Origin of the sequence: Pantoea cypripedii, assembly GCF_002095535.1 — a bacterium.
Taxonomy (GTDB): Bacteria; Pseudomonadota; Gammaproteobacteria; order Enterobacterales; family Enterobacteriaceae; genus Pantoea; species Pantoea cypripedii.
The window spans coordinates 162,111-181,913 of record NZ_MLJI01000001.1 but is presented as its reverse complement, the minus strand read 5'-3'; the positions used below and the strand labels follow the sequence as shown (position 1 = coordinate 181,913).

The 19,803-nt window shown below is 55.9% G+C and carries 19 protein-coding genes; 4 read left to right on the top strand and 15 right to left on the bottom strand.

Features of this window, described 5'->3' with window-relative positions; genetic code table 11:
• Positions 1-5 precede the first annotated feature (5 nt).
• The gene (locus HA50_RS00795) at positions 6-623 is read right to left on the bottom strand and encodes an IMPACT family protein (protein ID WP_084871747.1); all 618 of its coding nucleotides are present in this window, start codon (positions 621-623) and stop codon (positions 6-8) included.
• Positions 623-1,954 carry a Xaa-Pro dipeptidase gene (pepQ, locus tag HA50_RS00790; protein WP_084878268.1) on the bottom strand — a complete coding sequence of 444 codons (1,332 nt, stop codon included), beginning with the start codon at positions 1,952-1,954 and terminating at the stop codon, positions 623-625. The genes HA50_RS00795 and pepQ overlap by 1 nt, the downstream gene beginning before the upstream one ends.
• Positions 1,955-2,141: 187 nt before the next feature.
• Here pepQ and fadB point away from each other — a divergent pair, with 187 nt between their 5' ends.
• Positions 2,142-4,325 (top strand): fatty acid oxidation complex subunit alpha FadB, encoded by a 2,184-nt coding sequence (gene fadB, locus HA50_RS00785; protein WP_084871746.1) that lies wholly within the window; start codon positions 2,142-2,144, stop codon positions 4,323-4,325.
• Between the two features lie 10 nt (positions 4,326-4,335).
• Positions 4,336-5,499: an acetyl-CoA C-acyltransferase FadA gene (fadA, locus tag HA50_RS00780; RefSeq protein ID WP_084878265.1), complete on the top strand. Its 1,164-nt coding sequence runs from the start codon at positions 4,336-4,338 to the stop codon at positions 5,497-5,499.
• A 52-nt stretch (positions 5,500-5,551) separates the two neighbouring features.
• On the opposite strand, the gene fre is transcribed toward fadA, so the two are convergent.
• The 3 genes from fre to pepE form a co-directional block, all read right to left on the bottom strand.
• A complete protein-coding gene (gene fre / locus HA50_RS00775) occupies positions 5,552-6,253 on the bottom strand; it encodes an NAD(P)H-flavin reductase (protein ID WP_084871745.1) in 702 nt (233 codons plus the stop codon).
• A 42-nt stretch (positions 6,254-6,295) separates the two neighbouring features.
• Entirely contained in the window at positions 6,296-7,780 is a 1,485-nt protein-coding gene (gene ubiD, locus HA50_RS00770) for a 4-hydroxy-3-polyprenylbenzoate decarboxylase (protein WP_084871744.1), read from the bottom strand.
• A gap of 74 nt (positions 7,781-7,854) precedes the next feature.
• Positions 7,855-8,586 (bottom strand): dipeptidase PepE, encoded by a 732-nt coding sequence (gene pepE / locus HA50_RS00765; RefSeq protein WP_084871743.1) that lies wholly within the window; start codon positions 8,584-8,586, stop codon positions 7,855-7,857.
• Positions 8,587-8,794: 208 nt separating this feature from the next.
• On the opposite strand from pepE, the gene rfaH reads away from it, so the two are divergent.
• Complete coding sequence (rfaH, locus tag HA50_RS00760; protein ID WP_084871742.1) at positions 8,795-9,283, top strand: transcription/translation regulatory transformer protein RfaH; 489 nt, start codon at positions 8,795-8,797, stop codon at positions 9,281-9,283.
• Here the strand turns inward: rfaH and tatD are convergent.
• The 10 genes from tatD to udp form a co-directional block, all read right to left on the bottom strand.
• Entirely contained in the window at positions 9,280-10,062 is a 783-nt protein-coding gene (tatD, locus tag HA50_RS00755; protein WP_084878263.1) for a 3'-5' ssDNA/RNA exonuclease TatD, read from the bottom strand. The two genes, rfaH and tatD, sit on opposite strands and share 4 nt — an antisense overlap.
• A gap of 87 nt (positions 10,063-10,149) precedes the next feature.
• Positions 10,150-10,926: a Sec-independent protein translocase subunit TatC gene (gene tatC, locus HA50_RS00750; RefSeq protein ID WP_084871741.1), complete on the bottom strand. Its 777-nt coding sequence runs from the start codon at positions 10,924-10,926 to the stop codon at positions 10,150-10,152.
• A gap of 2 nt (positions 10,927-10,928) precedes the next feature.
• The gene (gene tatB, locus HA50_RS00745) at positions 10,929-11,456 is read right to left on the bottom strand and encodes a Sec-independent protein translocase protein TatB (protein ID WP_084871740.1); all 528 of its coding nucleotides are present in this window, start codon (positions 11,454-11,456) and stop codon (positions 10,929-10,931) included.
• 2 nt (positions 11,457-11,458) lie between these two features.
• A complete protein-coding gene (gene tatA / locus HA50_RS00740; RefSeq protein WP_084871739.1) occupies positions 11,459-11,713 on the bottom strand; it encodes a Sec-independent protein translocase subunit TatA in 255 nt (84 codons plus the stop codon).
• Between the two features lie 110 nt (positions 11,714-11,823).
• The gene (gene ubiB, locus HA50_RS00735; RefSeq protein WP_084871738.1) at positions 11,824-13,461 is read right to left on the bottom strand and encodes a ubiquinone biosynthesis regulatory protein kinase UbiB; all 1,638 of its coding nucleotides are present in this window, start codon (positions 13,459-13,461) and stop codon (positions 11,824-11,826) included.
• A complete protein-coding gene (gene ubiJ, locus HA50_RS00730) occupies positions 13,458-14,063 on the bottom strand; it encodes a ubiquinone biosynthesis protein UbiJ (protein ID WP_084878260.1) in 606 nt (201 codons plus the stop codon). The genes ubiB and ubiJ overlap by 4 nt, the downstream gene beginning before the upstream one ends.
• Before the next feature lie 12 nt (positions 14,064-14,075).
• The gene (gene ubiE / locus HA50_RS00725) at positions 14,076-14,834 is read right to left on the bottom strand and encodes a bifunctional demethylmenaquinone methyltransferase/2-methoxy-6-polyprenyl-1,4-benzoquinol methylase UbiE (RefSeq protein WP_084871737.1); all 759 of its coding nucleotides are present in this window, start codon (positions 14,832-14,834) and stop codon (positions 14,076-14,078) included.
• A 75-nt stretch (positions 14,835-14,909) separates the two neighbouring features.
• Complete coding sequence (gene rmuC, locus HA50_RS00720; RefSeq protein WP_084871736.1) at positions 14,910-16,424, bottom strand: DNA recombination protein RmuC; 1,515 nt, start codon at positions 16,422-16,424, stop codon at positions 14,910-14,912.
• An 83-nt stretch (positions 16,425-16,507) separates the two neighbouring features.
• A complete protein-coding gene (locus HA50_RS00715) occupies positions 16,508-17,767 on the bottom strand; it encodes a tetratricopeptide repeat protein (protein WP_084871735.1) in 1,260 nt (419 codons plus the stop codon).
• An 85-nt stretch (positions 17,768-17,852) separates the two neighbouring features.
• Positions 17,853-18,614 carry a uridine phosphorylase gene (udp, locus tag HA50_RS00710; RefSeq protein ID WP_084871734.1) on the bottom strand — a complete coding sequence of 254 codons (762 nt, stop codon included), beginning with the start codon at positions 18,612-18,614 and terminating at the stop codon, positions 17,853-17,855.
• A 301-nt stretch (positions 18,615-18,915) separates the two neighbouring features.
• On the opposite strand from udp, the gene HA50_RS00705 reads away from it, so the two are divergent.
• Entirely contained in the window at positions 18,916-19,752 is an 837-nt protein-coding gene (locus HA50_RS00705; protein WP_084871733.1) for a dienelactone hydrolase family protein, read from the top strand.
• Positions 19,753-19,803 lie beyond the last annotated feature (51 nt).

Below are 19,803 nucleotides of genomic sequence, written 5' to 3'. Positions count from 1 at the left end.
TATTCTTAGTTTTCCAGCGGGATGAGCGTCAGCACGCCCCGACTGTAGTCAGAGAGGTTTTGCCGAAAGCCTTCGATCTGGCTATGCGGTAATGCCAGTTGCAGCGTAATGCGATCCAGATAATGGCTCTCTTCCACTCTGCCGTCAAAGCGCTGCAGCAGACGTTCAATATCACTGAACTGTGCATATTCGCATTGCAGAGTAAAAGATTGCATCGGCACTTTACGGCAACGTGTCAGCTGCTTTAAACCCTGCTGGACACCGCCGCCATAGGCTTTCACCAGCCCACCCGTACCGAGCATAATGCCGCCATAGTAACGCACCACAACAGCGGTAATCTCACCGACACCACTGCCCATCAGCTGCGCCAGCATCGGTTTTCCCGCCGTCCCCGAGGGTTCACCATCATCAGAAAAGCCAAGCTGCTGTGAGTCATCCGGCGCACCGGCTACCCATGCCCAGCAGTGATGGCGGGCCGTGGGATGTTCAGCTTTAATCTGCTGCACAAAAGCACGCGCCGCTTCTACGCCATCGGTATGCGCCAGCAGCGTAATAAAGCGACTTTTCTTGATGGTTTCCTCGCTGAGACTCACAGCCTCAGCGGGAATGTCATAAGCGTTCATCAGGCCAGATGCAGATCGCGCGTCATATTTTCAATCCGATTGGCATGGATCACCACATTATCCTCAATGCGAATCCCGCCATAAGGTTTCAACGCATCAATCGCCTGCCAGTCAAAGTGCTGGCTATATTTGCCGCTGCGCAGCGACGACAGCAGGGAATCGATAATGTAGAAACCCGGTTCGATGGTCATCACCATGCCAGGCTCCAGCACTCTGGTGCAACGCAGATACGGATATTGCGCCGGTGCAGCCAGATGCGTGCCATTATCATCCTGCATAAAGCCAGCAACGTCGTGTACCTGTAAACCGAGCGGGTGACCCAGACCATGCGGCATAAACGGACCGGTTAAATCTTCCGCCACCAGCGTTTCTTCGCTCAGCCCTTTCACCAGCTCAAACTTCAGCAGCATACGCGCGATGCGCTGATGCATCTGCAAATGATAATCGGTATAGCGCACGCCAGCCTTGAGAGTCGCGATTAGCGCCAGTTCCTCTTTATTCATCGCCTCAACCATTTCGGCATAGCGCGATTTCGTCTGTGCGGCATAGCTGCGGGTCAAATCGGCCGCATAGCCCAGATATTCCGCCCCGGCATCGATCAAAAAGCTATGACGTTTCGCCGGTGGCTGATGATCCAGTTTGGTGTAGTGCAACACGGCAGCATGTTCATTCAGCGCGATGATGTTGCCGTAAGGCACGTCAATATCGCGATGGCCGGTGGCGCTCAGATAGGCAATGTTGATATCAAACTCGCTCATGCCAGAGAAAAAGGCTTCTTTGGCGGCGCGATGCCCGGCCACTGCCAGCTTTTGCGCTTCACGCATGCAGGCCAGTTCATAATCGGTTTTGATGCTGCGATGGTAATGCAGGAAATCGATCACCCCTTTGGGGTTGATGCTGTCGGCTTTGATACCCAGCTGCGTGGCACGCGCGGGTATCGGCCCGATGTAAGCCACATTATCGCGCTGAGCTGGCAGCAGTTGCCCAATCTCATCGGCATTTTTCAGGCCGATAACCTCAACGTCCCCGGTCCAGAAGCTATTGGGCAGCGGCTCCACGTTATGCCAGTAATCCACCGGCGAATAGAACCACAGTTTCGGTTTATTCACACCGTCAATCCATAACCAGCAGTTAGGCACCTGCGTGACCGGTACCCAGGCTTTAAATTGCGGATTCACCTTAAACGGGTAGTCATGATCGTCGAGAAACACGGTCAGCAACTCGCCAGAATGAATCAGCATGGCATCAAGTTTAAAACGCGCCAGCACCTGCTGCGCACGCTGTTGCAGCGTGTTGATATGCGCGTGATACAGGGTCTTCAGTGAATCCATGGACTTGTCTCCGATATCGCGAAAATGGCCGCAGTGTAGCATAGCCGTGTCCTTGTTGCCGTGCCCCCGCACGCTGTGATCGCTGTATCAAATAAGCAAACTCTCGTTTGCAAAAAATTAACATGACACCCACACTCACGATCATCTGGTATGACCAGATCAACTTTCGCGGTTTCAGGAGACGGATATGCTCTACCAAGGCGATACCCTTTCTGTTCGCTGGCTTGACGATGGCATCGCCGAGCTGGTTTTTGACGCACCCGGTTCGGTGAACAAACTCGATACCAAAACCGTTGCCTCCCTGGGTGAGGCGCTGGGTGTACTGGAACAGCAACCCGCGCTGCGCGGCCTGCTGCTCTCTTCGGCGAAACCGGCGTTTATCGTTGGTGCCGACATCACCGAATTTCTTTCCCTGTTCGATGCCCCGGTTGAAAAGCTGAGCCAATGGCTGGCCTTTGCCAACAGCATCTTCAATCGTCTGGAAGATCTGCCAGTACCCACCGTTGCTGCAATCGACGGCTATGCGCTGGGCGGAGGTTGCGAGTGCGTACTGGCCACCGACTTCCGTATCGCCACCGCACAAACCCGCATTGGTCTGCCGGAAACCAAATTGGGCATCATGCCCGGTTTTGGCGGCAGCGTTCGACTGCCGCGTTTGCTGGGTGCCGACAGCGCACTGGAGATTATCGCCGCTGGCAAAGATGTCGATGGCATCAGCGCGCTGAAACTGGGCCTGGTCGATGCGGTCGTCAGCAGCGATAAACTGCGCAGCGCCGCATTAACTGTACTCCAGGACGCCATCATCCAGGGCAGCTGGCAGGCGCGTCGTGCACCGAAGCTGGCTCCGCTGAAACTCAGCCCGATCGAAGCCGCCATGAGCTTCACCATCGCCAAAAGCATGGTGCTGCAAACCGCAGGCAAACATTATCCGGCCCCCATCACGGCGGTAAAAACCATTGAAGCCGCCGCTGGCCTTGGCCGTGATGATGCATTGCAACTGGAAACCGCTGCCTTTGTGCCACTGGCGCAAAGTGACGTGGCACGCGCGCTGGTCGGCATCTTCCTTAACGATCAATACGTCAAAGGATTAGCCAAAAAACGCGGTAATGCCACCAGCACCCCGGCGCAGGCGGCGGTTCTCGGTGCGGGCATTATGGGCGGCGGCATTGCGTATCAGTCGGCATGGAAAGGCGTGCCGGTGCAAATGAAAGATATCAATCCACAGGCGCTGGCACTCGGTATGAAAGAAGCCAGCAAACTGCTGAATAAGCAGCTGGAGCGCGGCAAGATTGATGGTGCGAAACTCGCCAGCGTGCTGACCACTATCCAGCCCACGCTGGACTACGCCGGATTTGGACGCGTCGATGTGGTGGTTGAAGCCGTGGTGGAAAACCCGCAAATCAAAGCCAAAGTGCTGGCTGAGACCGAGCAGCATCTGCGTGATGACGCCATTCTGGCTTCGAACACCTCGACGATTCCGATTAGCCAGCTGGCGCAGGCGCTGCAACGTCCCGAAAACTTCTGTGGCATGCATTTCTTCAATCCGGTGCCACGCATGCCGCTGGTTGAAGTGATTCGTGGGGAAAAAACCTCTGAGGAGACCCTCGGTAAAGTCGTCGCCTGGGCCAGCAAAATGGGCAAGACGCCCATCGTGGTCAATGACTGTCCCGGCTTCTTTGTGAACCGCGTGCTATTCCCGTACTTTGCCGCCTTCAGTCTGCTGCTGCGCGACGGTGCCGATTTCCGCCAGATCGATAAAGTGATGGAAAAACAGTTTGGCTGGCCGATGGGTCCGGCGTGGCTGCTGGATGTGGTCGGCATTGATACCGCCCATCACGCCCAGCAGGTGATGGCGCAAGGATTCCCGTCACGGATGCAGAAAGATTATCGCGACGCCATCGATGTACTTTACGAAGCCGGGCGCTACGGTCAGAAAAACGGTCTGGGTTTCTGGCGCTGGACAGAGGACAAAAAGGGCAAGGCACAGAAACAAGCTGATGCCGAGGTCGATACCCTGTTGCAGCACGTTTGCCAGCCGAAACGCGTCTTCAGCGATGAAGAGATTGCCAACCGCATGATGCTGCCAATGCTGCATGAAGTGGTGCGCTGCCTGGAAGAGAAGATTATCGCCTCTCCCGCCGAAGCAGACATGGCGCTGGTCTATGGTCTCGGCTTCCCGCCGTTCCGCGGTGGTGCCTTCCGTTATATGGATACGCTGGGGAACAGCACGGTGGTGGATCAGGCGAAACGTTATACCGCACTCGGCCCGCTGTATGCGCTGCCGGAGTTACTGGTACATATGGCCCATCAGCATCAAAGCTGGTATCCCGCCGCTCAACCGATTGATGAAGCCGCGCTGCAAACTGCCTGAGGATGGTAAAATGGAAAATGTCGTTATTATCGATGCCGCCCGCACACCGATGGGCCGTTCCAAAGGCGGTGCGTTTCGTCAGGTACGTGCAGAGGATCTCTCAGCACATCTGATGCGTGAATTACTCAGCCGCAACCCGGCGCTCGATCCCGCCACGCTGGATGACATCATCTGGGGCTGCGTACAGCAAACGCTGGAGCAGGGTTTTAACATTGCCCGTAATGCGGCGCTGCTGGCAGAGCTCCCGCATCGCGTACCCGCCAGTACCGTGAATCGCTTATGTGGGTCGTCGATGCAGGCGCTGCACGATGCGGCGCGTGCCATTATGGTGGGCGATGCGCAAAGTTGCCTGATTGGCGGTGTCGAACATATGGGGCATGTCCCGATGAGTCATGGTGTGGATTTCCACCCCGGCCTGAGCCGTACGGTGGCGAAAGCCGCCGGGATGATGGGGCTGACCGCCGAAATGCTGGCGCGTATGCATCATATCAGCCGCGAACAACAGGATGCCTTTGCGTTGCGCTCACATCAGCGTGCCTGGCAGGCCACCCAGCGCGGCGATTTTAAGCGCGAAATTATCCCGACCTATGGTCACGATGTTGATGGCGTACTGAAACGCTATGACGCCGATGAAGTGATCCGCGAAGATGCCAGCCTGGAAGGATTAGCTGCACTGAAACCGGCATTTGATCCGGTCAACGGCACCGTCACTGCCGGGACTTCCTCGGCCCTTTCCGACGGTGCGGCCGCGATGTTGATTATGGGTGAGAGCCGGGCGCGCGAGCTGGGCCTGACACCCCGCGCGCGCATTCGCAGCATGGCAGTGGTCGGCTGCGATCCTTCCATTATGGGCTATGGCCCGGTGCCAGCCAGTAAGCTGGCGCTGAAGCGCGCCGGTCTGACAGTGCAGGATATTGGCCTGTTCGAGCTCAACGAGGCTTTCGCCGCCCAGACGCTGCCCTGCCTGAAGGATTTAGGCCTGCTGGAACAGATAGATGAGAAGGTGAATCTGAATGGCGGCGCGATTGCACTCGGGCACCCGCTGGGATGTTCCGGTGCACGTATCAGCACCACATTGCTGCATCTGATGGAAAAACGCGATGTACAGTTTGGCCTGGCGACCATGTGTATTGGGTTAGGTCAGGGTATCGCAACCGTATTCGAACGTCTGTAATACGTTGACCACTGCTTGATTTCCCGCCCTTTCGGGCGGGCTTTTTTCCCAATCAGATAAACGCAAACGCATCGCCGAACATCTGTGCTTCCAGCGCACCGCGCTCCGCACAAAAGCGTTCACGCGCAATCTTCGCCATTTCGAACCGGCCAGCGATATAAATATCGTGCCCGCTCAATGAAGCATAGTCCTGCATCACTGCCGTCAGCACCGTACCGGTACGTCCCTGCCAGCTCGCTTCCGGCTGTTCAACCACCGGGATTACCTGCAAATTGGGATGTTTCACCGCCAGTGCATTCAGTTCGTCGAGATCATAGAGATGGGTCAGTTCGCGGCCGCCCCAGTAAATCGCGATATCACGATCGGGTTGCTGCGCCAGTGCGGTCAGCAGAATGGAACGGGCGTAGGAGAATCCGGTTCCTCCCGCAATCAGGATGATGGGACGATCGCTATCTTCACGCAGCCAGGCATCGCCATGCGGCATGTCCACGGTGATTTCACGCTGATTCTGGATACGTTCCATCACCGCCATGGCATAGAGATTAAGCTCCGATGCGCCGATATGCAGCTCGATGATGTCTTTTTCCATCGGCGTGGACGCCAGGGAAAACGGGCGTTTATCCCGTTCATCCATCACCACCATCAGGTACTGTCCGGCACGAAAGCTAAAATTCGCGGCCGGAATTAAACGGACGCGGTAGACGGTATCAGTAATCGCTTCAACCGAAGTCACTTTACAGCTTAACGTTGTCATGCGTTCCCTCTGTCGGGTCGTTTTTATGGTTATTCACCGCCGTCAGCGCTGCGGCGGCTCGGCAAAGATACCTAGCTCATCCCAGATGGCGTCAATGCGCGCCGTCACTGCCGGATCTTTGACAATCGGGGTTCCCCACTCACGCGTCGTTTCGCCCGGCCATTTATTGGTGGCATCGAGTCCCATCTTCGAACCCAGCCCGGAAACAGGCGAGGCGAAGTCGAGATAGTCGATAGGCGTGTTCTCAACCAACACCGTGTCGCGCGCCGGGTCCATACGCGTGGTAATCGCCCAAATCACATCGTTCCAGTCGCGTGCGTTGACGTCATCGTCACACACAATAACAAATTTGGTGTACATGAACTGCCGCAGGAACGACCAGACGCCAAACATCACGCGCTTTGCATGACCGGCATACTGTTTTTTCATCGTCACCACTGCCAGGCGATACGAACAACCTTCCGGCGGCAGATAGAAATCAACAATTTCCGGGAACTGTTTGATCAGAATCGGCACCAGCACTTCATTCAACGCCACGCCCAGCACCGCCGGTTCATCCGGTGGACGGCCGGTATAGGTTGAGTGATAAATCGGATTGCGACGTTGCGTTATGTGCGTCACGGTAAACACCGGGAAGTTATCTACTTCATTGTAGTAGCCGGTGTGATCGCCGTACGGGCCTTCTGGTGCCATATCGCCCGGCTCGATGTAACCTTCCAGCACGATTTCAGCGCTGGCGGGGACTTCGAGGTCGTTAGAGAGGCACTTCACCACTTCGGTTTTATTGCCACGCAGCAGGCCCGCGAAGGCGTATTCCGATAAAGTATCCGGTACCGGCGTCACCGCGCCAAGAATGGTTGCCGGGTCAGCGCCCAGCGCAACAGCAACCGGAAAACGCTCGCCGGGGTGAGCCTTGCACCATTCCTGGAAATCGAGCGCGCCACCGCGATGCGACAGCCAGCGCATAATCAGACGATTTTTACCAATCACCTGCTGGCGATAAATCCCCAGATTCTGCCGCTCTTTATGCGGCCCCCGCGTCACCGTCAGGCCCCAGGTGATCAGTGGCGCAGCATCATCCGGCCAGCATTTCATCACCGGAATGCGTGATAAATCGACCTCATCACCGCTGAAGACTTCTTCCTGACAAGGCGCATTACGCAGTCGTTTGGTCGGCATGTTCAACACCTGCTTAAACTGCGGCATCTTGTCGAACAGGTCGCGGAAGCCCTTCGGCGGCTCGGGTTCTTTCAGGAATGCCAGCAGTTTACCCACTTCGCGCAGCGCGCTGACCTCTTCCTGCCCCATGCCCATCGCCACGCGTTTCGGCGTGCCAAACAGGTTGCACAGCACCGGCATGTTGTAGCCTTTCGGGTTTTCGAACAGCAACGCCGGACCGCCCGCACGCAGGGTACGGTCAGCAATTTCGGTCATCTCCAGTTCGGGATCGATCGCCTGAGTGATGCGTTTTAACTCGCCCCGCTGCTCCAGCAGCGCAAGGAAATCACGTAAATCCTGATATTTCATGTAGGGTTAGCTTTCCGGCCTGAGATAATCGGCCATTATAGGGCCGATTCCGCAGGCTTGTTGAGGTTTCTGCGTCAGGCGGGCTGACAGGAGAATGGCACCAGCGATTGCAACGCCAGGACATCGTGGTACGCAGCAATGGGTTCACCGTGGCGGAAAACTTTAAAATCTTCACCACGCGCGCTGTAGTAACGCAGACGATCTTCGCTGACATGCAGGAAACTGCCTTCGCGCAGCGCAATCACCGACTCGCTCGGGTTGACCGCACAGAACTCCGCCAGGCGTTCATCCCGGGTTTCCCCCATATGGCCACTGACGTGAGCATCGAGATAATGCGGATTGATCTGTACCGGGAACAGCCCCAGCGCCGGTAACACCACGCTGCTGCGCACCGGCATATCATTGGTGGTACGGATGGAAGGTGTCGCCACATTGCAACCAGCGCTCCAGCCAACGTAAGGCACCCGACGCTCACGCACCGCACGCTGAATCGCCACAATCAGGCCATGCTCATGCAGCATCTGGTTCAGCAGCCAGGTGTTGCCGCCGCTCACCAGAATCAGTTCTGCCTGTTCAATCGCTGCAACCGGAGAAGCGAACTCATGCACGGTGCGCACCTGAATGCCGAGTGAATCGCTCAGGTCCTGGGCGCGCTGGGCATGATCACCACGAATAATGGCGTAGGGCACCAGCACCGCAGAAGTAATACCGCGCTGCGCAATCATCGCATGAAGCTGTGGGTGGGCATAACTCAGCAACGGAGCATCATCGGCCAGCTTGCCGTTACTTAACAGGAACAGTTCCATCAGACGGTCCTTTCATTCATCAGATGGTCAGGGAGTCTGATACAGAAGATTGCCAGACGTCAATTTTCTTACAGAAAACGATCAAAAAGCTCTCAGACTCAGAAAAATCGTAGTGAAATTTGTTTTACAGCTGCGTTTACCCCGGCCGATGCGCTATAACTCTGAAAGCAGGTTTGCTATTCTTAGCGTCCATTCTTTGGGAGCAGTTATGGAATCCTGGTACTTACTTTATTGCAAACGTGGACAGCTATTGCGCGCGAAAGAGCATCTTGAGCGGCAGGAGGTGAATTGCCTCAGCCCGATGATTGCTCTGGAAAAAATCGTTCGTGGCAAACGCACCACGGTAAGTGAGCCGCTGTTCCCCAACTATCTGTTTATTGAATTCGATCCGGAAGCGATTCATACCACCACCATCAGCAGCACGCGCGGTGTCAGCCACTTCGTGCGCTTCGGGGCGATGCCAGCGACGGTGCCGTATGAAGTGATCGAAGCACTGCAAAGTGACGCGCCACAGATCCTGCTGGACCCGGAAACGCCACAGGTCGGTGATGAAGTGATCATCACCGATGGCACCTTTGAAGGTTTGCGAGCCATTTTTGCCGAGCCGGATGGCGAGACCCGTTCCATCCTGCTGCTGAACCTGCTGAATAAACAGGTGATGCGCAGCGTCGATAACAAACTTTTCCGCAAAGTCTAAGCCAGTCTGAACAGCTGGCGCGCGTTGTGATCCACCTGTGCGCCCAGCGCTTCTGCATCCTCATTACGCCATAACGCGACCTGCTGCACGATGTGCGGCAGAAAACAGGGTTCATTACGACGCGATGTCGGACGCGGATGCATATCACGCGGCAGTAAATAAGGCGCATCGGTTTCCAGCAGCAGGCGGTCGGCCGGGATCAATGGCAGCATTGCACGCAGCTCCATGCCACGGCGTTCGTCGCATACCCAGCCGGTAATTCCCACTGACAGCCCCAAATCCAGGCAGGCCTCCAGTTCCTCACGCGTGCCGGTAAAGCAGTGCGCCACCGCCCCCACCAGTTTCGGCAGCCAGGGTTGCAGAATCGCCGCAAAACGCGCGTGCGCTTCGCGGCAATGCAGAAATACCGGCAGCTGTAATTCAGCCGCCAGCTGCAGTTGCGCATCAAAGGCGTATTCCTGCTGATCATGCGCGGAGAAGTTGCGGTTGAAGTCCAGCCCGCATTCACCAATCGCCACCACCTGCTCACTTTCCGCCAGGCGGCGCAGGGTGTTGGCGGTTTCTGCGGACCACTCGCTGGCATGATGCGGATGCACACCCGCGGTTGACCAGCAGTAGCCAGAATGCAATGCAGCCAGCCGTTGCGCCTGCTGGCTTTCCAGCGCGTTGGTGCCAGTGATTAACAGGCCGGTGACGCCTGCGTCGCGCGCACGTGTCACCACCTGTTCGCGATCTTTAGCGAATTGCGTGCTGGTCAGGTTTACACCGATATCAAACATGTTTTTTCCCAAATAAAAACCGCCCAACAAGCGGGCGGTTCAGATTCATCATCATCCCGCTCGCACGCGGGATACTCAGCCTGGATATCAGGATTCGGTGTGATGTTCCTCGTCAACCGATTCTGACTCCGACTCCGACTTTCGTCCTTTCCCCACATAGTAGCGGGAGAAGAATACGCCGACTTCAAACAGGCAGTACATCGGAATAGCGAGCAAAGTTTGTGAGAAAACATCCGGTGGTGTGAGCAACATCCCAACAACGAACGCGCCAACCAGAATGTAGGGACGTTTCTTTTTCAGATCTTCCGGCGTGGTGATCCCGGTCCAGCACAGCAGCACAATCACCACCGGCACCTCAAACGCCACCCCAAATGCCAGGAACAGGGTCATGACGAAGTCGAGATAGTGGGTGATATCCGTGGCGATCTGCACGCCCTGCGGCGCGGTTTTGGCAAAGAAGCCAAACGCCAGCGGGAACACGACGAAGTAAGCAAAAGCCACACCGACGTAAAATAACAGCGTGCTGGAGAACAGCAGCGGCATCACCAGCTTGCGCTCATGGCGATACAGCGCAGGCGCAATGAACGCCCATACCTGATACAGAATCACCGGTACGGCCAGAAACACCGAAACAATGATGGTGAGCTTTATCGGGGTAAAGAACGGCGATGCGACTTCGGTCGCAATCATGGTGGCACCGGCTGGCATCTGCCTGATCAACGGCTCTGCCACAATATGGTAGATATCATTGGCGAAGTAGATCAGCGCCAGAAAGATGACAAATACCGCGATGATGCAGTTTAACAGTCGCTTACGCAGCTCAATCAGATGGCTGATGAGCGGTTGTGTATCTTCAACGGCCATGTTTATCGTTCATCATTTGCAGAAGGAGTTGGCGCTGTGCTGCGAGGCGCACTGGCGGTATCGGGTTTGTCCACGGCAGACGGCGCAGCGTGCGGTGCCTGTGCTGGCGCACTGGCCTGATGTTCTGCTGTTGCGGGCGTCACTGCTGTGGCAGGCGTTACCGGTGGCACAGGAGCAGCAGGCGGCGGCGTATGAATGGTATTGGCTTCATCTTCCGCTTTCTCTACATCGATGCTCTGCTGATAAGAACGTTTCATGGAGTCAGCGGTTTTACGCAACTCTTCCATTGATTCTTTCAGTTCCGGTGACAGCGTGCCACGGCCCGCTTCCTCCACCTTCTTCAGGCTATCCTGTAGCTCCTGCAGTTTCAGTTCCTGCGCCAGTTCATTCTGTACGTTAGCCGCCAGCGAGCGAATTGCGCGAATCCAGCCCACTACGGTTTTTACCGCAACCGGTAATCGTTGCGGACCGAGAACAATCAGCCCGATAACGAACACCAATACCAGTTCACTAAAACCAATGTCGAACACAGTTATACCTGCTTGTCGTTCCTGGCGTCGTCTTTACTAGCCGAGGTTTGCTGTTTATCTGCCAGGGTTTTGGCGTTGAAGTCAGCGTCCTGCTCTTTCGGTTGATCCTTTTTCTCGTCTTCGTCACCCATCGCTTTTTTGAAGCCACGGATGGAAGACCCTAAATCCGAACCCAGATTGCGTAGCTTATTGGTACCGAACAGAAGTACAACAATGACGGCAATGATTAACAATTGCCAAATACTGATACCGCCCATGAGATATGCCTCTAATATTCTGTGAAAAACTGTTGAATGTAACACACAGAAAGCCCATATGATTTCGGGCCTTAGCATGCGACATTACGCGTTTTAGATCTGGCTGACAATCAGTTTGTCTTGCGCCAGCCTATCAGCCAGGTAACGATGCCTGCGGCCATTAAAATCGCGGGAAACAAATCCCACTCAGGCCGACTCAGTAGCACTGCGGTGCCACTTAATAACAGTGTAGCCCCTACTCCGAACAGATAACGCGCCTTGTTATGACGGGTGCGTTGCGCATTCAGATCGGTGACCAGTTTATCGACGCTGTGCTGCAACAATTTGTGCTGGCGCATGCTGTCGTAAAACAGTTCCGGTAGCTCCGGTAGTTTTTCTGCCCAGAAGGGAGCCTTGTCTTTCACCGCGCGCCAGATGGCCGGAATACCAATCTGATCTTTAATCCAGTCTTCGAGGAACGGTTTAGCGGTTTTCCACAAATCGAGCTGCGGATAGAGCTGACGGCCAATCCCCTCGATATACAGCAGGGTTTTCTGCAACAGCACCAGCTGTGGCTGCACTTCCATGTTGAAGCGACGCGCGGTGTTGAACAGGTTGAGCAACACATGGCCAAAGGAGATCTCTGCCAGCGGCTTCTCAAAAATCGGTTCACACACGGTACGAATCGCAAACTCAAAATCTTCGACGTTGGTATCCGGCGGCACCCAGCCGGAATCAACATGCAGCTCCGCCACCTTGCGGTAATCGCGGTTAAAGAACGCGATAAAGTTTTCCGCCAGGTAACGTTTATCCTCTTTGTTCAGCGAACCGACGATACCGCAGTCGATGCCGATATATTGCGGATCTTCCGGATGGTCGTAGCTGACGAAGATGTTGCCGGGATGCATATCGGCATGGAAGAAGCTGTCACGGAACACCTGGGTGAAGAACACCTGCACACCACGCTCGGCCAGCAGCTTCATATTGACGCCATGCTGCTCCAGCGTGGCAACATCAGAAATCGGAATGCCGTAGATACGTTCCATCACCAGCATCGATTCACTGCAATAATCGGAGAAGATTTCCGGTACATACAGCATGCGGCTCTGGTCAAAGTTACGACGCAGCTGAATCGCGTTGGCAGCTTCACGCAGCAGATTGAGTTCATCAATCAAGGTTTTTTCGTAGTCGCGCACCACTTCCTGCGGACGCAGACGACGTCCATCCGGCAGCAAACGCGGCACCCAACGCGCCAGGCGGTAGATCAGCTTCATATCCGCTTTGATCACCGGCAGGATATCCGGGCGGATCACTTTGATCACCACTTCACGGCCATTCTCTTTCAGCGTCGCGGTATGGACCTGAGCAATAGACGCCGAGGCCAGTGGCGTGATCTCGAAATCGTCAAACCAGGTTTCCACCGGCCCGCCGATCGCTTTCTCGATTTGCGCTTTGGCTTTAACACCATCAAAGGGTGCAACGCGATCCTGCAGGATCGCCAGCTCATCAGCGATCGCCGGGGGAAACAGATCGCGGCGTGTCGAGAGCATCTGACCGAACTTGATCCACACCGGCCCCAGTTGCTCCATCGCCAGACGTATCCGCACGCCCATCGATTCGTTTTTGTGTTTGTTAGGGATCCAGAAAATGCAGCGCCGCCATAAACGCAGAGGCAGCGTGATACGCATGTGGGGAATCAGTTCATCAAGGCCATAGCTGAGAAAGACCTTTACGATAAAATATAAGCGCCGAATTTCTCCCAGCGTCATTTCGCCTCCAGCTGTGCTAAACGCGCCTCTAACGCATTGAGCGAACGTTCCATCGCTTCCACTTCCTCGCAAAACCAGGCAAGTTCCAGCGCACCCGGCGCCAGTCGCCACTCTTCGGTGAGGGTCTGACCCAGGTAATCCTGGCGACGCGTCACCTCGTGCTGCACAAACTTCAGCGCGCGCTGCGCGGCCTGGCTGATGCCCTGCGCGGCGATATCACCGATCCACGGTGCGAGATACTCCGCCGGATCCAGCTCTGCCAGATCCATCAACGCCGAGAATTGCTGCACCACCTGCAAATCCCCCTCCACTTCCAGCTCGCCGCTGCGAATCAGGCTGGTGAGCTGCTGGCGGTCACGCAATTTCGGCAGGGTGCTAAGACGCAGGCTGACAGTGCAATCGCTGCTGTCCTGCCAGTCGCCAAGCACATCCAGCTGATTTTCGCTGAACACCAGCACCAGCGGGAATGAGAGTTCCTGCAACCGTAACATCAGCACTTTGCCCGCCAGACGCTGGCGTGCCGCTTTCAGGCTGCGATCGCGATACAAAACACGATTGAGGGCGGTCTCAAGACCGCCGGTAATCAAAGGAGTGAAAGTCATGGCCATGATTTGTCAGAACTTAAAGCCGCGATGCAACGCGACGATGCCGCCAGTCATGTTGAAGTAGGTGGTATTCTCAAAACCCGCGTCATTCATCATCGCCTTCAGGGTTTCCTGATCGGGATGCATACGGATCGATTCCGCCAGATAGCGATAGCTCTCGGCATCCTGCGCCACCAGTTGACCAATACGCGGCAGAATGTGGAACGAGTAAGCATCATAGGCTTTGCTCAGCGGTTCGATCAGCGGTTTGGAGAATTCCAGCACCAGCAGGCGTCCGCCTGGCTTCAATACGCGGAACATAGAAGCCAGCGCTTTCTCTTTTTCCGTTACGTTACGCAGACCAAAAGAGATGGTGATGCAATCGAAATAGTTATCCGGGAAAGGCAGCGCTTCGGCGTTGGCCTGCACATAGCTGACGTTGCCAGAAATGCCGAGGTTACGCAGTTTTTCACGGCCCATCTTCAGCATTGAGCTGTTGATGTCCGCCAGTACCACCTGGCCGGTTTCGCCCACCAGACGCGAGAATTTCGCCGTCAGGTCGCCGGTACCACCGGCCAAATCCAGCACACGCTGACCACGGCGCACGCCGCTGCTGTCGATGGTGAAACGCTTCCAGACACGATGGATGCCGAAAGACATCAGATCGTTCATCAGGTCATATTTTGCCGCTACGGAGTGAAACACGTCGGCGACTTTATCTGCCTTTTCGCTTTTCGCGACGGTCTGAAAGCCAAAGTGGGTAGTTTCCTGCTGTGATTCATCTGCCATGGGTTTTACCTGTTCCACAAACAATTCTTCCCGAAGTGTATCAGAGTTGCGCTGGCCGGGCACGCGACCGGCGTGCTATTCGTTGATACGGCGCAGGGAAGCGGCGGCAGAATCTTCTGCTTTTTCATCAGGCTCGTCGTCATCGGCCCAATCTTCTTCTGTCTCTGACGGTTGCGCCTGCGCCACCAGCTGCGGATTGATGGGGCGTTTGATCTCCACGCCCAGCGAACGGAAGGCTTCACTTTGCGCGATAAGATTACCGCGCCCTTCCGCCAGTTTTTTCATCGCCAGCTGGTAACTTTGCTGCGCTTTATCCAGGTTGTGACCAATGCCGCTCATGTCATCAACAAACAGCCGCATTTTGTCATACAGCCGTGCGGCACGATCGGCAATGCGCTGCGCATTGCGGCTCTGATGCTCATAACGCCACAGATTGTTGATGGTGCGCAGCGCCACCAGCAAGGTGGTGGGGCTGACCAGCATGATATTCTGTTGCAACGCCTCGCTGATCAGCTCTGGCTGCCGATCGATCGCCAGCAGGAAAGCCGGTTCAACCGGGATAAACATCAACACATAATCCAGGGAGCGTAAACCGGGCAATTGTTGATAATCTTTTCGTCCCAGCAGGCGAATATGGCCGCGCACCGCATTGACGTGATCCTGAATCGCCTGCTCGCGCGTGGCCTCATCTTCGGCATTGAAATAGCGTTCGTAGGCGATCAGCGTCATTTTGGCGTCAATCACCACATCCTTGCCCTGCGGCAGACGCACAATCACATCCGGTTGCATCCTGCCCTGTGATTCCAGCTGAATGTTAACCTGGGTTTCATACTCATGGCCTTCGCGCAGGCCCGATGCCTCCAGCACCCGGCTGAGCACCACTTCGCCCCAGTTGCCCTGGATTTTGTTGTCACCTTTCAGCGCTTTGGTGAGGTTAATCGCTTCCTGCGCCATCTGCGCATTCAGCTGTTGCAGCTGACGGATTTCATGGGCCAGCGTATGGCGCTCACGCGCTTCCTGACCAAAGCTGTCATTCACCTGGCGGCGAAAACCGTCCAGCTGCTCGCGCAGCGGGCTGATCAGGTTATTCAGACTCTGACGGTTTTGTTCATCAACGCGACGACCGCTGTTTTCGAAGATACGGTTGGCAAGATTTTCGAACTGCGCGCTCAGGCGCTGTTCGCTGTTGGTGAGCAAACGCTGTTTCTCCTCGGCGGCGAAACGCGTCTCTTCCAGACGGATGGTGACTTCGCGTAGCTCGGCTTCCTGCGCGCTGTTCACTTCCAGTTGGTTGCGCAGTTCACGGCTCAGCTGTTCGCTTTCGCCACGCCAGTAGTCAAGCTGTTGCAGGCGCTCCTGCGCACCGCTCAGCGCACCATGCAGCTGACGCAGCTCCTGTTCACGCTGCTGTACCTGCTGTTGCGTCTGTTCCAGTTGCTGCTGCTGACGCTGCTGCGCATCTTCCAGCAAGCGGCGTTCGGTTAAAAAACTGGCATGCTGATGGCCAGCGCGCAGCTGCGCCACAATCCAGCCCAGGCCGAACCCGGCCAGCGCCAGTACGCCGCTGATAATGATAAGTTGCTGATCCATAATTCCCCCGTGGATCCTCTCGCTGAGGGAAAAGGTAGAGGCGCACTGTATAAATGTCCAGACAATTTTGCCGGATGGCAGGCTTATAGCGCCTGCACCGTAAGTTCACCCGCTTTCCATGCATCAATCAGGAAAAAAGGCATCGGTAACGCCCATTCACCGCCACGCACTTTTGCCGGATAACGCCAGCTCTGCCCACCATACGTCAGCTCAATCTGCTGCATCGCCGCGTCAGCATGGCTGGCTTTACCTGCCATGCTGGAGAATCCCGCATTGCTGCCGACGTGAAAACGATCGGTCTGCCAGCGAATGGGATCATGGGCAGGCCACGACTGGGCCTGGTGAAAATGAAAAATATCGTCGTGACTGAGCAGGCTGTCGCGTACCGTTGGCCACAACGCCAGCTTGAGGAAATACTGGTCGGTAAAACGCTCGCTGCCCTGATAACGGGTAATAAAATCACGCATCTGCTGTTCGATATTGCTGAATACGCCGCTACACCCGCCCCACATTCCCGCCAGCAGCAATTCGGTGTGGGTAAAGTAGTCCCGCATATGGTGGAACCAATAGGGTGATTGCAGCCAGGCCTCGACCGCAGCCACTTCGCGCTCGGAAAGCAGCGAATCCGCATCCCGCACGATAAAACGTTTTACGCTGACATCATCCATCACCAGGAAACGCCACAGGGTGGGAAACAGCGTTTTCTCGTGCGACATATCCACCAGCTGTACATTGGGCTGCGCCAGACGCTGCCAGACATGCTGCGGCACGCTGTCATCCAGCCAGATACGGCAGGTCCACGCCGGGTAAAGCTCGCGTGCCACCTCGACATTTTTTATCAGGGTTTCGCAATAGCGTGGCTGGTCGCCATACAGGCTGAAGGCAATGATATTTTCCTGTGGGCGAGACGCCGCAAAGGCCGGTGGTGCTTCTGCTGGCAGAGGGTGCTTTTGCCCGGCGCTGAATTTCCGGTCGGATTGCTGCAACGACTCCAGCCCGTAACGCGCCACCTCATCCGGCTTGTTAAGCCAGCCACAGACTTCGGTGAAACCGTCGAGCCAGGTTTCGGCCGCCTGCGCCCGCTTATCCGCCGTAGCCTGATAGATTTTCTGGTAGGTTTTCCAGGATTTCTGGTATTCGCCAACCCGCATCAGCGTCAGCGCATAATCGCTTAGCACCTGCATGTTTTGCGGCATGACACGCAACACTTCTTCACAGCACTGACGCGCGACAGGGAAATCAGCCGCCGCCATCGCCTGGCGGAAACGCGCGGCCGCATCTTCGACACGTGATTGGGGGCTGGTCATAAAGGCAGGACGTTGAACAGGAACCGTTTTGCGCATAGAAAATTCTCAGTTATCCGCTGAATTTACGCGCATCCGTTTCAGGTAACCGACGAAATCTGAAAATCGCCGGTTACCGGGCGCGCTAGATTAATCGACGCGCCGCTTCGACTACAATTTTCACCGCGTCGCTTTCCGTCTGTTTCATGGTCGCCGCGTCCGGGATCTCCTTCTGCGTACGATTCACGATGACGCCCGCCACCATACCGGCTCGCAGCCCCTGGCTGGCGCACATGGTTAACAGTGTAGCGGATTCCATCTCATAGTTGAGGACGCCCATTTGCTGCCACTCTTTCATTGAGCCCTGGAAGCGGCTGACCACACGGCCTGAGAAGGTGTCGTAACGTTCCTGGCCGGGATAGAAGGTGTCGGAAGAGGCGGTGATACCAATGTGGGTTTTCGCACCACAGGCTTCTGCCGCTGCCACCAGCGCCGTGGTACAGGTGAAGTCCGCGACCGCCGGGAATTCCATCGGCGCGAAGTGCAGGCTGGCACCGTCCAGACGAACCGAAGCCGTGGTGACCAGCACATCACCCACATTGATATTCGGCTGGATGGCTCCGGTGGTGCCGACGCGCAGGAAGGTACGCACACCGAGCTGGGCCAGTTCTTCCACCGCGATGGAGGTTGACGGACCACCAATGCCGGTGGAGCACACCACCACCGGTTTGCCGTCCACCTCGGCCAGGTAAGTGGTGAATTCACGATGCGACGCCAGGTGCTGCGGGTTGTCCATCAGCGCAGCGATTTTCTTTACGCGCTCAGGATCGCCGGGAACGATGGCCAGCGTGGCTCCTTTCAGGTCAGCTTTGGTGATGCCAAGGTGGAAAACGTCAGACTGGGCCATAACAGACTCCTGGTAGATAAGGGATATGCGCGCCACTTTACGTCAGCAGGCGGGATAAATATGTGACTAATTTCACTATCGATAATGAAAGTTACATTATCAGGAAAACATAACGTGATCGAAATCACACATTAATCGTCTGCCATTCTGAATTGCTACAAGCTGTGCTGTGTAAGTTTAAACGGCAATGTTAATAGAAGAGGAAGAACTGATGCGTAACCCCTCTGCTCCCTACACCCACCCGGCCACAGCGGCCAGGCTATAGTTACGTGATTGCGCGATTGTTAGCACGGAGAGAACAATGAAAACCGAAGACAATATGGCACAAAAATCTGCAACTGGCGGCTTTGCCCCCGCCGTACAACCGACCGCGAGCACCACCATTATTACCCACAGCGAGGCGATCCATACCGGGGAAACCTCGGTCCCCAGCCAGGGGGAAAATCTGCCAGCGTATTATGCCCGGCCAAAAGAGTATCAAGGCACACTGCCAGTGGTGTTGGTGGTGCAGGAGATTTTTGGCGTACATGAGCATATCCGTGATGTCTGTCGTCGGCTGGCGCTGGAGGGTTATCTGGCGGTGGCACCAGAACTGTATTTCCGTGAAGGCGATCCCAGCGACTACAGCGATATCCCGACCCTGTTTAAAGAGCTGGTAAGTAAGGTGCCGGATTCCCAGGTGCTGTCGGACCTCGACCACGTCGCCAACTGGGCCGCACGCAACGGCGGTGATATCCGTCGTATGGGCATTACCGGTTTCTGCTGGGGTGGACGCATTAGCTGGCTGTTCGCGGCGCACAATCCGCAGGTACGTGCAGCGGTTGCCTGGTATGGCCGCCTGATTGGCGACAAGACGCTGAAGCAGCAAAAGCATCCGATTGATATCGCCGTCGATTTAAATGCGCCGGTGCTGGGCCTGTACGGCGGTCAGGATGAAGGGATTCCGCTGGAGAGCGTTGAGCAAATGCGCCAGGCGCTGCGTGCCGCCAATGCCAAAGCGGAGATCGTGGTCTACCCGGATGCGGGCCATGCCTTCCACGCTGATTATCGCCCGAGCTATCACGCGGAATCGGCGCAGGATGGCTGGGTGCGGATGCTTGCCTGGTTTAAGCAGTATGGCGTTGCACCAGACGCGTAATGAAAAAGGGGGCGCTTGTGCGCCCCAACGTATCAACACAACATTTTATCC